Here is a 16,163-nt window from a genome sequence, read left to right on the forward strand (position 1 = left end):
CGTACTTCTGCCAGGCAACCGCATGACCTCCGCACCCCGCACCCTGTACGACAAACTGTGGGACGCCCACGTGGTCGTTCCCGAATCCGACAGCGCCCCTGCGGTGCTGTACATCGACCTGCACCTGATCCACGAGGTGACCTCGCCGCAGGCGTTCACCGAGCTGCGCGAACGCGGTCTCCGCCCACGCCGGCCGGACCGCACCAAGGCGACGATGGATCATTCCACGCCGACCCTGCCGGCCACCGCCGACGGCCGGCTGCCGTACGCCAGCGCCGCCTCCGAGGCGCAGGTCGCCACGCTTGCGCGCAACTGCAGCGAGCACGGCATCGAACTGTTCGACATGAGCTCGGACAACCGGGGCATCGTCCATGTCATCGCGCCCGAGCAGGGTTTCACCCAGCCCGGCATGACCATCGTCTGCGGCGACAGCCATACCTCCACCCATGGTGCGTTCGGCTCGCTGGCCTTCGGCATCGGCACCAGCGAAGTGGGTCATGTGCTGGCAACACAGTGCCTGCTGCAGCGGAAGGCGAAGACGCTGGCAATCACGGTCGACGGTCCCCTGGCGCCGGGCGTCGGCGCGAAGGACGTGGTCCTGCACATCATCGGTGTGATCGGCGTCAACGGCGGCACCGGCCATGTGATCGAGTTCCGTGGCAGCACCATCGAAGCGATGGACATGGAGCAGCGCATGACCTTGTGCAACATGTCCATCGAGGCCGGCGCGCGCGCGGGCATGGTGGCACCGGACCAGGTCACCTTCGATTTCGTCGCCAACACGCCACGCGGCCCCAAGGGCGCCGATTTCGAGGCGGCCGTGGCCCGTTGGCAGGAACTGCGCAGCGATGAAGGCGCGCGCTTCGACAGCGAAGTCCACATCGATGCAGCCGACATCCGTCCGACCTTGACCTGGGGCACGCATCCCGGCACCGCCATCGCGGTCGATGTGCCGATTCCTGCGGCCAACGACGCCGCCGCGCAGAAGGGCCTGGACTACATGCACTTCCAGGCCGGCCAGGCACTGGCCGGCACGCCGGTCGATGTCGTGTTCGTCGGTTCGTGCACCAACGGCCGCCTCAGCGACATGCGCGAAGTGGCACAGGTGCTGCGTGGCCGCCGCGTCGCCGAGCGCGTGCGCATGCTGGTGGTACCGGGCTCGGAGATCGTCAAGCGCCAGGCCGAAGCGGAGGGCATCGATGAGATCGTGCGTGCAGCCGGTGCCGAATGGCGCGAGCCGGGCTGCTCGATGTGCATCGCCATGAATGGTGATCTGGTCGCCCCCGGCCAACTGGCAGTGAGTACCAGCAACCGCAATTTCGAGGGCCGCCAGGGGCCGGGCTCGCGCACACTGCTGGCCTCGCCGATGAGCGCCGCCTGGGCGGCGGTGAAGGGCCACGTGGCCGATACCCGCGAACTGTTCGCGCAGGAGGTGGCGTAATGGCCGGTTTCCGCACCTTGACCTCGTCCAGCGTCGTGCTGCGCCAGACCAACATCGACACCGACCAGATCATTCCGGCCCGGTTCCTGTCCACCACCGAGCGTGCCGGACTGGGCCGCAACGCGTTCAATGACTGGCGCTGGCAGTCCGACGGTTCGCCGGTGGCCGATTTCGCCTTCAACCAGCCGCACAACGCCGGCCGCAGCATCCTGCTGGCGGGCCGCAACTTCGGCTGTGGTTCCTCGCGCGAGCACGCGCCGTGGGCGCTGACCGACCTGGGCCTGCGCGCCATCGTCAGCAGCGAGATCGCCGACATCTTCCGTGGCAACTCACTGAAGAACGGCCTGCTGCCGATTGTCCTGGACGAAGCCGACGTTCAGGCGCTGATGCAGCGCCCCGACGACGAACTGACCATCGACGTGGCGGCACGCGAGCTGCGTACGCCGGATGGCCGGGTCTACTCCTTCCCGCTGGATGGCTTCTCGCAGACCTGTCTGCTGGAAGGCGTCGATCAACTGGGTTATCTGCTGGGCCGCGTCCCTGACATCGAACGTTACGAGAGTGAGCATGCACGCTGAGATCGTTGTACTCCCCGGTGATGGCATCGGCCCGGAAGTGGCCGCCGCTGCGGTTGCGGTCCTGAAAGCCATCGGCGAACGCTTCAACCACACCTTCACGTTCAGCGAGCACGATATCGGTGGCATCGCCATCGATCGCCATGGCGAGCCCCTGCCCGCCGCCACCCTCGCCGCATGCCAGGCCGCGAATGCCGTGCTGCTGGGTGCAGTGGGTGGACCGAAGTGGTCCGACCCGAACGCCAAGGTGCGCCCCGAGCAGGGCCTGCTGGCGATCCGCAAGGCGCTGGGCCTGTACGCCAACCTGCGGCCGGTGCGTACCCATGATGCCGCCCTGGGGGCATCGCCGATCAAGGCCGAACTGCTCAAGGGCGTGGACTTCGTGGTGGTACGCGAACTGACCGGCGGCATCTACTTCGGCGACAAGACCCGCGATGCCGACAGCGCCAGCGACCTCTGCCGCTACACCGTGGCCGAAATCGAGCGCGTGCTGCGCAGCGCGTTCCGCCTGGCACAGCAGCGCCGAGGCAAGGTGACCTCGGTGGACAAGGCCAACGTGCTGGAGACGTCCCGCCTGTGGCGCGACGTCGCCGCCCGCATCGGCCGCGAGGAGTTCCCGGACGTCGCGCTGGAACACCAGCTGGTCGATTCGATGGCGATGCACCTGCTGGCCAAGCCACGCGAATACGACGTGATCGTGACCGAAAACATGTTCGGCGACATCCTCACCGACGAGGCCTCGATGCTGGCCGGCTCACTGGGCCTGCTGCCGTCGGCATCACTGGGAGAACCGGGTGCGGTCGGCATCTACGAGCCGATCCACGGTTCGGCACCGGACATCGCCGGCAAGGGCATCGCCAACCCCTACGCGACGATCCTCAGCGCGGCCATGCTGCTGCGCCACTCGCTGGGCCTGGATGCCGAAGCGGCGGCTGTGGAGGCGGCCGTGCACGCGGTGCTGGATGATGGCGTGTTCACTGCTGATCTGGCTGCAAAGGGCCAGGCCGTGAGCACGGCGGCGGCGACCGACGCCGTGCTGGCGAAGCTGGGCTGACCCGCCGGGCGGCACCTGTAGCGTCGAGCCATGCCCGATGGCTGTTGCATGAGCCGGGCATGGCCCGGCGCCACAGGTGCAGTGCGGTGGAGCCGCGCCCGGCGTGGCCCGGTTATTTGGTGGTGTAGCCACCGTTGACCAGCACCGTCTGCCCGGTCATCCACCAGCCGTCGGTGACCAGAAAACGGATCCACGGCACGATATCGGCAATGTCGGTCAGACCGGTGCGGGTGAACGCGGACAGCGCCGCCGCGGTCTTGTGATACGCCTGCGCATCGGCACTCTCGGCAGGATAGAAGAACGGCGTGTCCATCGGCCCGGGACCGATCGCGGTCACCGAGATGCCCCGCTCGCCGAACTCCTTCGATGCCGCGCGGGTGAAGTGCTCCACCGGCGCCTTGGTACCTGCATAGCTGGAGTAGAACGGCGTGTAGGCGCCCAGCAGCGACGTCACCAGGGTGCAGATGCGGCCACCATCATTGACGTGACGGCCGGCCTCCTTGAGGAAGAAGAACGCCGCCTTGGCATTCACCGCGCTCATCTCGTCGTACTCCGCTTCGCTGATCTCCAGCAGCGGCTTCTTCAGGACCTTGCCGACGGTATTGATGGCGACATCGGGACGGCCGACGGCTGCGACAGCGTCGGCGAACAGGCGCTCCATGGCGGCAGCGGAGGTCAGGTCGCCCTGCAGGGCCACGGCCTTGCTGCCCGCAGCCTGGACCGCCGCGACGGTCGCTTCGGCGTCGGCCTGGCTGGCGTCGCTGTTGTAATGGATGACGATGGCCCCGGCGCCGTGGGCGGCGAAATCGCGGGCGAGCAGGCCACCGAGGTTCTTGGCACCGCCTGCGATCAGCACGGTCTTGCCCTTGAGGGAGTGGTCGGTCATGGCTTCGGTCTCGGAGTGGGGCTGTCCGGGATGGCAACCCTGCCCCAATGACGATATCGTGCGGAAAATGCGGATAAAGCCCGCAACATTGACTTAACTTTCCAGATCGAGCGAACAATGGATCGGATCGACCGCTTCCGCATCTTCAGCCGGGTGGTGGAGTGCGCCAGCTTCACCCGCGCCGCCGACCAGCTCGGACTGCCCCGTTCCACGGTATCGGCGGCGGTCGCCGAACTGGAGCAGCGGCTGGGTACGCGCCTGTTGCAACGCTCGACGCGACGCGTCTCCACCACCCACGATGGCGATGTGTTCCACGCCCGCTGCCTGCGCCTGATCGCCGAGGTCGAAGATGCCGAATCGCTGTTCCGCCAGGAGGACGCGCAGCCGGTCGGCCTGCTGAGGATCGACGTACCCAGCCGCATCGGCAGGCGCATCGTGGCGCCGGCGCTGCCTGACTTCTTCGCCCGTTACCCGCAGGTGGAGGTGGATCTGGGCATGACCGACCGCGCAGTGAACCTGATCGAGGAAGGCTGCGATGCGGTGTTGAGGGTCGGCCAGCTGGGCGATTCCAGCCTGGTTTCGCGCACGCTGGGCACGCTGGACTTCGTCAACGTGGCCGCGCCGTCCTACCTGCGCGCGTACGGCGTCCCGCAGCAACCGACGGACCTGCAGCAGCACCGGGCGGTGAACTACGCCTCGCCGACGACCGCGCGGGTGGAACCGTGGGAATGGCAGGACGGAACCCAGCTGCGCACGCTGCCCATGCAGGGTTGGGTGCGGGTGAACAGCGCCGAAGCCTCGATCGCCTGCTGCGTGGCCGGACTGGGACTGCTGCAGATTCCGCGCTATGACGTGCAGGACGAGCTGCAGTCCGGCACGTTGGTGGAAGTGATGCCACGGCACGTCGCACAACCGTTGCCGGTGACCCTGCTGCAACCGCATCGGCAGCATCGGGCACAGCGCGTGCACGTATTCCTGGAGTGGCTGGTGCCACTGCTGCGGAGCGGCCTGCAACTGCAGTAGATCCACGCCATGCGTGGATGCTTCTGTAGAGTCGAGCCATGCTCGACTCATCCCATCATCGCGCAAAGAGCAGCCGAGCATGGCTCGGCTCTACAGAAAGCAGATCCCGCGAGCAGAGCCGTGCCAACCAGGGTTGGCACCTGCCAGAGGCGGTGGTCCTGGAACCCGGGGGCATTACGCCCCGGATTCATCCGGCTTCACCCGGAACCACGCCGCATACAGCGCCGGCAGGAACACCAGGGTCAGCACGGTACCCACGATCAACCCGCCCATGATCGAAATCGCCATCGAGCCATAGAACGCGCTGCGCGACAGCGGAATCATCGCCAGCACCGCCGCCAGGGCGGTCAGCACGATCGGGCGGAAACGCCGTACCGTCGCGTCGATGATCGCATGCCAGCGATCATGCCCGGCATCGATGTCCTGCTGGATCTGGTCGATCAGGATCACCGAGTTGCGCATGATCATGCCGGCCAGCGCGATCGTGCCCAGCAGCGCCACGAACCCGAACGGTGCACGGAACAGCAGCAGGAACAAGGTCGCGCCGATGATGCCCAGCGGTGCCGTCACCAGCACCATCGCGGCACGCGAGAAGCTGCGCAGCTGCAGCATCAGCAGCGTTGCGACCACGATCAGGAACAACGGCATGCCTGCCTTGATCGAGTCCTGGCCACGTGCCGAATCCTCCACCGTTCCGCCGGTTTCCAGCAGGTAACCGCTCGGCAGTGCAGCGCGGATGCCATCCAGCGTCGGCAGGATCTGCTGCACCACGTCCAGCGCCTGGCTGCCGTCGCTGATATCGGCACGCACGGTCACGGTCGGCAGGCGGTTGCGATGCCAGATGATGCCGTCCTCGAACACGTACTCCAGGCGCGCCACCTGCGAGAGCGTCACCGACGTGCCATTGGCTGTGGGAATGGCCAGGCTGCCCAGCATGCCCAGCTGCACGCGCTCGTTCTCCGGACCCCGCAGCAGCATCTCGATCAGGCGGTTGCCCTCGCGATAGGTGCTCACGCTCATGCCCGACAGCGAAGTGCCCAGCAGCTGGCTCACCTGCGCACTGCTCACGCCCAGCGCGCGCGCACGGTCCTGGTCCAGCACCAGCCGCACGACCTTGCTCGGCTCGCTCCAGTCCAGGTTCACGTTCATCACATGCGGGTTCTCCCGCACCTTGTCCTGTACCTGGCGTGCGATCGCCTGCACCTGCTCGATGTGCTCGCCGGAGATCCGCAGCTGCACCGGGTAGCCCACCGGCGGACCGTTCTCCAGCCGCGTCACGCGCATCTGCACATCCGGGAACTGCGGGATCACGTCCTTCAGCAGCCAGTCGCGCGTGGCCTCGCGCGCCTTGGCGTCTTCGGTGAGCACCACGAACTGCGAGAAGTTGGTCGCCGGCAGCTGCTGGTCCAGCGGCAGGTAGAAGCGCGGCGAACCGGTACCCACATAGGCCACGTAGTTGGCGATGCCCTCACGGCCCTTCAGCAGCTTTTCCAGCTTGCTGGCCTGCGCCTGCGTGGCCTGCAGCGACGCGCCTTCAGCCAGTTCTATATCCACCATCAGTTCCGGGCGGGTCGAATCCGGGAAGAACTGCTGCGGCACGAAGCGGAACATCAGCAACGAGAACACGAACAGGGCCACCGTTGCTGCGATTACCCACCAGCGGTGGCGCAGGCACATGTCCAGGAAACGGCGGAAACGCGTGTAGAACGGCCGCTGGTACGGATCGTGGTCGTGTGCATGCTCCTTCGGTGCGACCCAGCGCAGCAGCGCCGGATGGCGATCGGCCCAGGCCAGGCGCTTCGCACGCCAGCGACCGGCCAGGCTGTCCGGCTTGGGCAGCTGCGGATTGAACAGATCCGGCAGCATCTTGTCACCCAGGTATGGAATGAACAGCACCGCCGCAATCCATGACACCACCAGTGCGATGGTCACCACCTGGAACAGCGAACGGGTGTACTCACCGGTGCTTGACGCCGCTGTGGCGATCGGCAGGAAACCTGCCGCCGTGATCAGCGTACCGGTGAGCATCGGGAACGCCGTGGATTCCCAGGCGAAGCTGGCCGCGCGCAGGCGGTCGTAGCCCTGTTCCATCTTGGTGGCCATCATCTCCACCGCGATGATCGCATCGTCCACCAGCAGGCCCAGCGCCAGCACCAGCGCGCCCAGCGAGATCTTGTGCAGGCCGATATCGAAGTAGTGCATGACGAAGAAGGTCATCGCCAGCACCAGCGGAATGGTCACGCCCACCACCAGGCCCGTGCGCAGGCCCAGCGAGAAGAAGCTCACCAGCAGCACGATCACCACCGCTTCGGTCAGCACCTGCACGAACTCACCCACCGACTCTTCCACCGCATGCGGCTGGTCGGAGACCTTGCGCAGGTGCATGCCCGCCGGCAGCGTCTTCTGCAGGCGCTCGAACTCGGCATCCAGCGTGGAGCCCAGCTTCAGGATGTCGCCACCGTCCTTCATCGCGACCGCAATGCCGATCGCATCCTCACCCATGAAGCGCATCTTCGGCGACGCCGGATCGGCGAAGCCGCGCTTGATCTCGGCGATATCGCCCAGGTGCACGGTGCGGTCGCCGGCCTGGATCGGGAAGCGCCGGATGTCATCGATGCTCTGGAACTGGCCGGTCACGCGCAGCTGCACGCGATCGGTCGGGGTCTCGAAGAAGCTGGTGGCGCTGATCGCGTTCTGGTCGGCCAGCGCCTGCTGCACCTGCTGCAGCGACACGCCCAGCGTGGCCAGCTTGGTGTTGGACAGCTCGATCCAGACCTTCTCGTCCTGCAGGCCCTGCAGCTCGATCTTGCCCACGTCCGGCACCCGCTGCAGTTCCAGCTGGATGCGATCGGCGTAGTCACGCATCACGGCGTAGTCAAAGCCCTGCCCGGTCAGCGCGTAGATGTTGCCGAAGGTGTCGCCGAACTCATCGTTGAAGAACGGACCGACGATTTCGCGCGGCAGGTTCGGCTTGATGTCGCCCACGCGTTTGCGCACCTGGTACCACAGGTCCGGAATGGCCTTGGAGCGCAGGCTGTCCTTGGCCGCGAAGATCACCTGCGACTCGCCCGGGCGCGAGTAGGAGCGGATGAACTCGTACTGCCCGGTGTTGAGCAGCGCCTTCTCGATCGGCTCGGTCACCTGGCGCGAGACCTGCTCGGCGGTCGCGCCCGGCCACATCGTGCGTACCACCATCACCTTGAAGGTGAACGGCGGATCCTCGGACTGGCCCAGATGCTTGTACGACCAGGCGCCGATGAGGGCGAAGGCGAGCATGGCGAACAGCACCAGCGCGCGGTTGCCCAGCGCCCATTCGGATAGATTGAAACGGCGCACAGGCTTACTCCTTCGCCTTCGGTGCGGCAGCCGGCGCTGCGGGCTTCAGCACCGGGCGATTCTGCCGGTCCACCGCCACGACCTGCTGGCCGGATCGCAGCAGATGGCCGCCCGCAGCCACCACCCAGTCGTCGGCGTCCACTCCGGACAGCACCGGCACGGCGTCGATGCCATAGGCGCCCGTGCTGACGGTGACCGATTTCAACGTGCTGCTGGCCGGGTCCACCACCCACACACTGGTTGCGCCACCTGCACCGCGCTGGAGAGCGGCCATCGGCAGCTGCAGGGTGCCGTGGCGGCCGGCGCTGCTGAACACGCGCGCGCTCTGCCCCAGCTCGACATCGGCCAGTACATCGGCGGGCAGGCTGACCCGGGTTGCGTAGGTCCGCGCCTGCGGATCGGCGGCGGCGGCGATCTCGCGGATCGTGCCGGGCAGGCGCTGCCCCGGGCGGTTCCACAACTCCACTTCCACCGGCTGGCCTACCGCGTAGTCGCGGATGGTGGCTTCCGGCAGGTCGATCAGCACTTCGCGGCCACCGTCTGCGGCCAGGTTGAAGATGGTCTGGCCCGCGGCCACCACCTGCCCGGCTTCCGCCTCACGGCTGGCGATCACACCATCGGCCGGCGCACGCAGCTGGGCGTAGCCGGCCTGGTTGCGCAGCACGTCCAGGTTGGCCCGGGCCGCGTTGGCCTGGCCCTGCGCGGCCTTGAACGCGGCAGATTGCTGATCCAGCTGCGAGCGGCTGACCAGCTGCTGGTCGGCCAGCACCTGGTAGCGCTTGAGATCGTCGCGGGCGCGTACCAGATCGGCTTCGGCCGCGGCCAGCTGCGCCTGCGAGGCGCGCGCCTGCAGGGCGAAGTCGGCGACATCCAGCTCGGCCAGCACATCGCCCTTCTTCACCCGTTGGCCGGCGTCCACATGGCGCTTGACCAGGTTGCCGCCGACGCGGAACGACAGCGGGCTCTCCTGGCGTGCCCGGACCGTACCGGGAAACGCCGCCGGCGCCTGCCCGACCTGCTCGCCGGGATGCACCACCAGCACCGGCACGGCCGCCGGTGGCGCCTGCTCCTGTCCCGAACAGGCTGCCAGCGCAGCCACCCACACGATACCGCCCATCCAGCGCACGATCTTCATCGGTCAACGTCCTGACAACACTGAGTTCAGCAGGGGAGCCGCAACGTCCGGCCCAATTTAGTAAACTGGCCGGTATAGTATAAATATCGAACCGCTTGGTCTAGTATTACCGCAATGAGTTCTTCCACTTCCCGCAAGCCGTCGGCCAAGCCTGCTGCCAAGGCCGCCGGACCCGGGCGTCCCAAGGATCTTGGCAAGCGCGCGGCGATCCTCGAGGCGGCCAAGACCCTGTTCATCGAACAGGGCTATACCGGTGTGAGCATGGACAGCATCGCTGCCCAGGCGGGCGTGTCGAAGCTGACGGTGTACAGCCATTTCGGCGACAAGGAGACCCTGTTCTCCGAGGCGGTGCAGTCCAAATGCATCGAGATGCTGCCGGATGCGCTGTTCGTGGCCGACGCCGAAGGGCCACTGCGAGACCAGCTGATCGGGATCGGCCTGGCCTTCTTCAAGCTGATCACCTCCGACGCGGCGATCTCGATCCAACGGGTGATGATGGCCCCGGAGACCGACGAACGCCTGCGTGAGCTGTTCTGGCAGGCCGGGCCCGAGCGCACCTGCGAGGCGCTGGCCGACTTCCTGCGCTCGCGCAGCGAGCGGGGCGAGCTGCAGATTCCCGACCATCACCTGGCCGGGCAGCAGTTCCTGACCCTGGTCAAGGGTGAAGTGCACATGCATATGATGTGCGGCATGCCACTGTCATCGGTGGAGATCGATCCTGTCACCCACGTGGCGGCCAGCGTCGACTTCTTCCTGCGCGCCTATGCGCCCGGAGGAGCCGGAACCGGCTGAAACGGCAAAGCTGAACGAACCGGTGGTCGCGATGACTTCCGGCACTGCGACCCCGGCCCCCCGGCAGCGGATGCTCTGGGCGCGCCGCCGGCCTCCGGCACCGGTAAAATGGCCGGCCCACTGCGCTGGATTTGAACCTCATGACGATTGATTACGCCCACGCCCGCGAACTGATGGTGGAACAGCAGATCCGTCCCTGGGACGTGCTGGACATCAAGGTGCTCGACGTCCTGGCCCGCCTGCCGCGCGAGGCCTTTGTCGCCGACGCGCACCGGGCACTGGCCTACGCCGATGTTGAACTGCCGATCGGCAATGGCCAGAAGATGATGAAGCCCGTCATCGAGGGCCGTACCCTGCAGGCGCTGGACCTGCAACCGGGTGACGAAGTGCTGGAGATCGGCACGGGCAGCGGCTTCCTGGCCGCCTGCATCGGCGCGCTGGCGCGCGACGTGCTGAGCCTGGAGATCGACCCGGAACTGGCGACCGCCGCGCGCGCGCGGCTGGATGCCTCCGGCCTGGGTACCAACGTCCGGGTGGAAGTGGCTGACGCGCTGGCGTGGCAGACCGAACGTCGCTTTGACGTGATCTGTGTCACTGGTGCTGTCAACGTGGTGCCGTCACAGTTCGCCTCGTGGCTGCGTCCGGGTGGTCGCCTGTTCGTGATCCAGGGCCGTTCGCCGGCGATGGAAGCGCTTCTGATCAAGGCCGATGGCAGCACCGAATCCCTGTTCGAGACCGATATCGATTACCTGCGCGGTGCCGCCCCGGCACCCCAGTTCCACCTCTGAGTCCAAGGAAGCCGCAATGATCCGCCGATCCCTCGCTGTTGCGCTGGCCACTGCCCTGCTGCCGTTGTCTGCCCATGCCGCTGACCTGTTGCAGGTCTACGAGATGGCGCGCAACGGCGATCCGCAGCTGTCGGCCGCCGAATCCACCCGGCTGTACGACAAGGAAGGCGCCGTGCAGGCGCGCGCTGCCCTGCTTCCGCAGATCAACGGCCAGGCCACGCTGAACCGCACACGCAGCGAAGCCAACGCCGATGCCAATACCGGCACGGTCAGCAGCAAGCGCCGCAACTACACGATCGACGGTTCGCAGACCCTGTTCAACTGGACGCAGATCAACAACCTGCGCTCGCAGCGCGAACTGAGCAAGGCGGCTGACTTCACCCTGGATTCGGCCAACGACAGCCTGATCGTCCGCACCTCGGCGGCCTACTTCAACGTGCTGGTGGCGATCGAATCGCTGAATGCCGCACAGACCAACGAAGCGGCCGCGAAGAAGCAGTTCGACTTCGCCGACAAGCGCCTGGAAGTGGGCCTGGCGCCGATCACCGACGTGCACGAAGCGCGCGCGCAGTATGACCAGGCGCGCGCCAACACCATCGTCGCGCAGAACACCCTGGCCGATAACTACCAGGCGCTGACCGAACTTACCGGCCAGCCGGTGCTGAACCTCAAGGGGCTGCCGGCCGACTTCCGTCCCGAAGTGCCGGCCAACCGCGGCAACATCGATGAACTGGTGCAGCAGGCGACCAGCCAGAACCCGTCGCTGAAGGCGCAGGAGCTGAAGGTCAGCGCGGCCGAGGCCGGCGTGCAGGCCGCCCGTGGCGCCCACTACCCGACGCTGTCGCTGGGCGGCAGCTGGGGCAAGACCGCGACCTGGGGCGACAGCACCGGTTCGGGTTCGCTGTCCCCGGATGCGCGCACCAACAGCATCGGCCTGACCCTCAGCGTGCCGATCTTCGCCGGCGGCGCCACCCAGTCCGGCGTGCGCCAGGCGCTGGCCCAGCGTGACATCGCCCAGGATGGCTACGAACAGCAGAAGCGCGCGCTGGATCGCAACACCCGCAATGCCTACCAGACCCTGGTGCAGGGCATCAGCGAGGTGGAAGCACGCCGCCTGGCCGTCGTCTCGGCACAGAGCGCGTACGACGCCTCGCAGGTCGGCCTGGAAGTGGGTACCCGCACGGTGCTGGACGTGATCCAGAACCAGCGCATCCTGTTCTCGGCACAGCTGGACTACGCGCAGGCCCGCTACACCTTCCTGCAGAACCGCCTGCTGCTGAGCCAGTCGCTGGGCGCGCTGGACGTGGCCGAACTGCAGGACATCAATCGCCTGCTGACCCAGGACGCGGGCAATCCCGCCACGACCACGCAGTAAGTCGTCACCCGCGTTGACGGAAAGCCACCCGACCGGGTGGCTTTTCTGTTTGTGCCGCGGCGATGTGATCTAGCGCAGGAGCGGCAGCAGGCACAACGCTGCTGCCGCCATGCCCAGCACGGCGTCGGCAGGCGAGCGCGTCACCTCCCTGCGCCGCTGAAGTCCTCCCAGGCACAAGGCGGCCACCACCAGCAGTCCCACCGGCCCCGGCATCGTCGGCAAGACGCCGGCCGGCAGCCACAGCGCCAGCAGGGTCGCCAACAGGATGATCGCCACGGTCGCCACGCACGCCGCCGGTGGGTCGCCCTCGTTTCCAAGCGGCCACAGCGGCAGCGCCAGCCGCGTCGCCAGCATCAGCAGCACCAGCTGCAGCGCCGCCAACCCTGCATAGCCTGCCAGCGGCAGCCACGGCAACATCCAGGACAACTGGGGATGGCTTCGCAGCGCAACCATCAAGGGCCGGCTGCTGGCCAGCGCTGGATAGTCGACCAGGCCCGCCTGCAGTGCGGCCAGCGCGATCAGCATCAGCGTCGCCGCGACGAGCACCATGAGCATCGTCAGTGGGCGTCGCGCCAGCCCGCCAACAGGCAACCCGGGAACACCCAGTGCCAGGCCGGCGCTGGCAAAGATGCCCAGCAGCGGCACAGCCGCAGCGAGCACGCCTCCCAGGCCGAAGCGATACGGTGCAGTGGCGGGGGGAACCCATGGGATCCAGTGCGCGTAGTGCACATACCGGGCCGCCAGCGCCAGCAGCAGCACGCCGATGCCGATCTTCACGGTCAACAGCGCGCACACCAGCAGCACCGTCCGCGCCGGTCGCATCAGCGTGGTGGCTCCCAACAGCAGCAGGCCTGCAGCGGCCGTCACCTGCACCGGCAGCGTACCGGCGCTGGATGCGCCCGCCGCCGCCAGTGCCGCATGCAGATGGCCAGCCCCGGACTGCGCCGCACCCGCCAGCGTCGCCGTGCACTCCAGCAACAACGCCAGGCACAGTACGCGGGCAATCGACCGCCCCCAGCCGGCCACCAGCAGGCCATGCAGGCCATCGGCCATATCCGCCTGCGTCACCACCCTGTACAGGCATGCCAGCACCAGCGCCGCACCGAGGGCTGCGAGCAGCAGACTGAGAACGACGGCCGGCCCCGCCTGCGCCGCCGTGTACTGACCGACCCGTGCGATGACACTGCCACCGAGCAGCAACGTCATCAGGATCACGCCCAGATGATCCATTCCAAGCCGATGGCCATCGCTGCCGCTCATCTCAAGCTCCCTTGATGCCGTCCAAGCACGGTCGACATCAGGCTGGCAGCCTGTGTTGGCAATCGATAGTCAATTTGCATCTGCATGCCGCGAGGTGTGATCCGAGGCACGTTGCGGCGTCGGCAATCGGTCCTGCGGCGACAGAACGATGGCCGTCAAGCAAGCTTAATCCAGTTGATCGCGACAGTACGGCGGCGAGCGCGCCGCGTGCGGCTCAGCCGCGGGGCGGTGGCAGGTGCGGGGCCACCAGCGCCAGCGTCCGCTGCAGCGCGCCGCGCCCATTGCTGACCAGCGTGCATCCGGCGTGCGCCATGTCCTCGCGGGCCTGCGGATCCTCGAGCAGGTGCTGCAGCAGACCGCCGACCGCCTGCACGTCTTCGCCGATCAACAGCGCACCGGCCTCGCGCATGCGCCGCGAGATCTCCGAGAAATTGTGCAGGTGCGGACCGGTCACCGCGGCAGTGCCCATCGCCGCCGGTTCCAGCAGGTTGTGGCCACCGATCGGCTGCAGGCTGCCGCCGACGAAGGCAACCTGCGCACAGCCATAGAACGGCATCAGTTCGCCCAGGGTGTCGATGATGAAGGCATCGGTATCGGCGGACGGCCACTGCTGCGCACGGCGGGTCGCCACGTTCCAGCCCTGCTCGCGCGCCAGCGCCTCCACCTTCGGGAAGCGCTCGGGATGCCGGGGTGCCCACAGCAGCAGCAGGTCCGGATGGTGCTGGCGCAGGCGCCGGTGCAGATCGATCACCGCCTGCTCTTCGCCATCATGGGTACTGGCCGCGATCCAGACCGGTCGCGTGGCCGGCACCCGTGCGTGGAAGTGTTCGATGAAGGCCTGCACGTCCGGCGTGGCGATGTCGAACTTGAGGTTGCCCAGTGCCTGCACCTGGTCAGGCGCCGCCCCCAGCTGCACGAAGCGCTCTGCGTCGTCCTGCGACTGGGCCGCCACGCATGTCACCGTGCGCAGCGCGCGGCGGATCAGCGCGGCCAGCAGCCGGTAGCCACGCAGCGAGCGGGCCGACAGGCGGGCATTGAGGATATAGACCGGAATGTCGCGGTCACGGCAGCCGAACAGCATGTTCGGCCACAGCTCGGTTTCCAGGATCAGCGCCAGGCTGGGCTGGAAGTGGCCGAGGAAACGGTTGACGCTGCCGGGCACGTCATACGGCAGGTAGACGTGGTCCAGCGCATCGCCCCACAGCGCGCGCACGCGCTCGGAGCCGGTGGGAGTGATGGTGGTGATGACCCAGCGGATATCCGGGCGCTGCTGGCGCAGGGCGTTGACCAGCGGCGCGGCGGCGTTGACCTCGCCCACCGAGACCGCATGCAGCCAGACCCGTGGCTGGCCGCTGGGCTGGGGATAGGAGGCGTAGCGCTCGTCCCAGCGGCGGAAATACTCACGGACCCGGAAGCCGCGCCAGACCAGGTGGTACACGGTGATCGGCAGCAGGATGTAGAGCACGACCGAATACAGGCCGCGCAGGATCCATTCGACAGGGTCTTTGCGCATGCGGCAAGGATACGGGACACCCCCGGGAAAGACACGCAGCCGGATTGCTAGAATGGCGCCATGTCCGATGCCTCCACTGCCGTCCGCCCGTCACTGCGCGATCCCCGCAACTGGCCGATGTTCGCCGCCATGTACGGCGCTTTCGCCATCGCCCGCCTGCCGTGGATGCTGCAGCGCGCCCTCGGTCGCGGGGTGGGGTCGATCGCCTGGCGCCTGGCCGGAAGCCGTCGCCGTGCAGCCGAGGTCAATCTCGCACTGTGTTTCCCGGAAAAGGACGATGCCTGGCGCAAGCGGTTGGTTCGCGACAGCTTCGATGCCCTGGGCGTGGGCGTGTTCGAGTGCATCCGTGCCTGGTGGGGCAGCATCGACAGCATCCGCCCGCAGGTGCAGATCGAAGGGCTGGAGCACCTGCGGCAGATGCAGGCCGAGGGTCGCGGCGTGCTGCTGGTGTCCGGGCACTTCATGACCCTGGAGATGTGCGGCCGCCTGCTGTGCGACTACGTCGACCTGTCCGGCATGTACCGTAAACATAAGAATCCAGTGTACGAGTGGGCGGTGAAGTTCGGCCGCCTGCGCTATGCCAAGGCGATGTTCGCCAACGAGGACATCCGCGCCACCGTGCGCCACCTGAAGAAGGGCGGCTTCCTCTGGTATGCCCCCGACCAGGACATGCGTGGCAAGGACACCGTGTTCGTTCCGTTCTTCGGCCACACCGCCGCCACCATCACCGCCACCCACCAGCTGGCGCGGATGACCGGTTGCGCGGTCATTCCGTACTTCCACCGCCGCGAAGGCGGGAAGTACTTCCTGAAGATCGGCGCGCCGCTGGAGAACTTCCCGAGCGAGGATGTGGAAGCCGATACCGCGCGCGTCAACCAGGCGATCGAAGAGATGGTGCGCGAAGCCCCTGACCAGTACCTGTGGATCCATCGCCGCTTCAAGCGCCAGCCCGGCGGGCGCAGCGACTTCTACAAATAACCGTGGA

13 protein-coding genes are annotated in these 16,163 nt (G+C 67.2%); 8 read left to right on the top strand and 5 right to left on the bottom strand.

Annotated elements, in window-relative coordinates:
• Positions 1 to 22 precede the first annotated feature (22 nt).
• The 3 genes from leuC to leuB are packed head-to-tail and all read left to right on the top strand — an operon-like array spanning position 23 to position 3,070.
• Positions 23 to 1,441: a 3-isopropylmalate dehydratase large subunit gene (gene leuC / locus AC06FB_RS12165; RefSeq protein WP_065181714.1), complete on the top strand. Its 1,419-nt coding sequence runs from the start codon at positions 23 to 25 to the stop codon at positions 1,439 to 1,441.
• Positions 1,441 to 2,019, top strand: coding sequence for a 3-isopropylmalate dehydratase small subunit (leuD, locus tag AC06FB_RS12170; protein WP_053520097.1), 579 nt, complete (start codon positions 1,441 to 1,443; stop codon positions 2,017 to 2,019). The genes leuC and leuD overlap by 1 nt, the downstream gene beginning before the upstream one ends.
• Positions 2,009 to 3,070, top strand: a complete 1,062-nt coding sequence (gene leuB, locus AC06FB_RS12175) for a 3-isopropylmalate dehydrogenase (RefSeq protein WP_065175105.1) — start codon at positions 2,009 to 2,011, stop codon at positions 3,068 to 3,070. The genes leuD and leuB overlap by 11 nt, the downstream gene beginning before the upstream one ends.
• 112 nt (positions 3,071 to 3,182) lie before the next feature.
• Here the strand turns inward: leuB and AC06FB_RS12180 are convergent, their stop codons facing one another.
• Positions 3,183 to 3,956, bottom strand: a complete 774-nt coding sequence (locus AC06FB_RS12180) for an SDR family oxidoreductase (RefSeq protein ID WP_053520099.1) — start codon at positions 3,954 to 3,956, stop codon at positions 3,183 to 3,185.
• A 117-nt stretch (positions 3,957 to 4,073) separates the two neighbouring features.
• On the opposite strand from AC06FB_RS12180, the gene AC06FB_RS12185 reads away from it, so the two are divergent.
• The gene (locus AC06FB_RS12185; RefSeq protein ID WP_053520100.1) at positions 4,074 to 4,979 is read left to right on the top strand and encodes a LysR family transcriptional regulator; all 906 of its coding nucleotides are present in this window, start codon (positions 4,074 to 4,076) and stop codon (positions 4,977 to 4,979) included.
• 174 nt (positions 4,980 to 5,153) lie between these two features.
• Here AC06FB_RS12185 and AC06FB_RS12190 read toward each other — a convergent pair whose 3' ends face one another.
• Together AC06FB_RS12190 and AC06FB_RS12195 are read right to left on the bottom strand one after the other, a co-directional pair.
• Positions 5,154 to 8,315 carry an efflux RND transporter permease subunit gene (locus tag AC06FB_RS12190; protein WP_197571666.1) on the bottom strand — a complete coding sequence of 1,054 codons (3,162 nt, stop codon included), beginning with the start codon at positions 8,313 to 8,315 and terminating at the stop codon, positions 5,154 to 5,156.
• A gap of 4 nt (positions 8,316 to 8,319) precedes the next feature.
• On the bottom strand, positions 8,320 to 9,450 hold the full coding sequence (locus AC06FB_RS12195) for an efflux RND transporter periplasmic adaptor subunit (RefSeq protein WP_478053734.1): 1,131 nt from the start codon (positions 9,448 to 9,450) through the stop codon (positions 8,320 to 8,322).
• 114 nt (positions 9,451 to 9,564) lie between these two features.
• On the opposite strand from AC06FB_RS12195, the gene AC06FB_RS12200 reads away from it, so the two are divergent.
• The 3 genes from AC06FB_RS12200 (at position 9,565) to AC06FB_RS12210 (ending at position 12,405) form a co-directional block, all read left to right on the top strand.
• On the top strand, positions 9,565 to 10,242 hold the full coding sequence (locus tag AC06FB_RS12200; RefSeq protein WP_065175109.1) for a TetR/AcrR family transcriptional regulator: 678 nt from the start codon (positions 9,565 to 9,567) through the stop codon (positions 10,240 to 10,242).
• Positions 10,243 to 10,382: 140 nt separating this feature from the next.
• Positions 10,383 to 11,030, top strand: coding sequence for a protein-L-isoaspartate O-methyltransferase family protein (locus AC06FB_RS12205; protein ID WP_053520104.1), 648 nt, complete (start codon positions 10,383 to 10,385; stop codon positions 11,028 to 11,030).
• A 16-nt stretch (positions 11,031 to 11,046) separates the two neighbouring features.
• Entirely contained in the window at positions 11,047 to 12,405 is a 1,359-nt protein-coding gene (locus tag AC06FB_RS12210) for a TolC family outer membrane protein (RefSeq protein WP_065175111.1), read from the top strand.
• Positions 12,406 to 12,474: 69 nt separating this feature from the next.
• Here AC06FB_RS12210 and AC06FB_RS12215 read toward each other — a convergent pair whose 3' ends face one another.
• Positions 12,475 to 13,665 (bottom strand): amino acid transporter, encoded by a 1,191-nt coding sequence (locus AC06FB_RS12215; protein WP_478053735.1) that lies wholly within the window; start codon positions 13,663 to 13,665, stop codon positions 12,475 to 12,477.
• A gap of 214 nt (positions 13,666 to 13,879) precedes the next feature.
• Positions 13,880 to 15,178, bottom strand: a complete 1,299-nt coding sequence (waaA, locus tag AC06FB_RS12220) for a lipid IV(A) 3-deoxy-D-manno-octulosonic acid transferase (protein ID WP_478053736.1) — start codon at positions 15,176 to 15,178, stop codon at positions 13,880 to 13,882.
• Between the two features lie 60 nt (positions 15,179 to 15,238).
• On the opposite strand from waaA, the gene AC06FB_RS12225 reads away from it, so the two are divergent.
• Complete coding sequence (locus tag AC06FB_RS12225; protein ID WP_053517401.1) at positions 15,239 to 16,156, top strand: LpxL/LpxP family Kdo(2)-lipid IV(A) lauroyl/palmitoleoyl acyltransferase; 918 nt, start codon at positions 15,239 to 15,241, stop codon at positions 16,154 to 16,156.
• Positions 16,157 to 16,163 lie beyond the last annotated feature (7 nt).

The organism is Stenotrophomonas sp. Steno-C15, assembly GCF_056393265.1.

Coding starts and splice junctions, on each gene's coding strand:
- leuC (WP_065181714.1), top strand. CDS start 23: ATGACCTCCGCACCCCGCACCCTGTACGACAAACTGTGGGACGCCCAC.
- leuD (WP_053520097.1), top strand. CDS start 1,441: ATGGCCGGTTTCCGCACCTTGACCTCGTCCAGCGTCGTGCTGCGCCAG.
- leuB (WP_065175105.1), top strand. CDS start 2,009: ATGCACGCTGAGATCGTTGTACTCCCCGGTGATGGCATCGGCCCGGAA.
- AC06FB_RS12180 (WP_053520099.1), bottom strand. CDS start 3,956: ATGACCGACCACTCCCTCAAGGGCAAGACCGTGCTGATCGCAGGCGGT.
- AC06FB_RS12185 (WP_053520100.1), top strand. CDS start 4,074: ATGGATCGGATCGACCGCTTCCGCATCTTCAGCCGGGTGGTGGAGTGC.
- AC06FB_RS12195 (WP_478053734.1), bottom strand. CDS start 9,450: ATGAAGATCGTGCGCTGGATGGGCGGTATCGTGTGGGTGGCTGCGCTG.
- AC06FB_RS12200 (WP_065175109.1), top strand. CDS start 9,565: ATGAGTTCTTCCACTTCCCGCAAGCCGTCGGCCAAGCCTGCTGCCAAG.
- AC06FB_RS12205 (WP_053520104.1), top strand. CDS start 10,383: ATGACGATTGATTACGCCCACGCCCGCGAACTGATGGTGGAACAGCAG.
- AC06FB_RS12210 (WP_065175111.1), top strand. CDS start 11,047: ATGATCCGCCGATCCCTCGCTGTTGCGCTGGCCACTGCCCTGCTGCCG.
- AC06FB_RS12215 (WP_478053735.1), bottom strand. CDS start 13,665: ATGAGCGGCAGCGATGGCCATCGGCTTGGAATGGATCATCTGGGCGTG.
- waaA (WP_478053736.1), bottom strand. CDS start 15,178: ATGCGCAAAGACCCTGTCGAATGGATCCTGCGCGGCCTGTATTCGGTC.
- AC06FB_RS12225 (WP_053517401.1), top strand. CDS start 15,239: ATGTCCGATGCCTCCACTGCCGTCCGCCCGTCACTGCGCGATCCCCGC.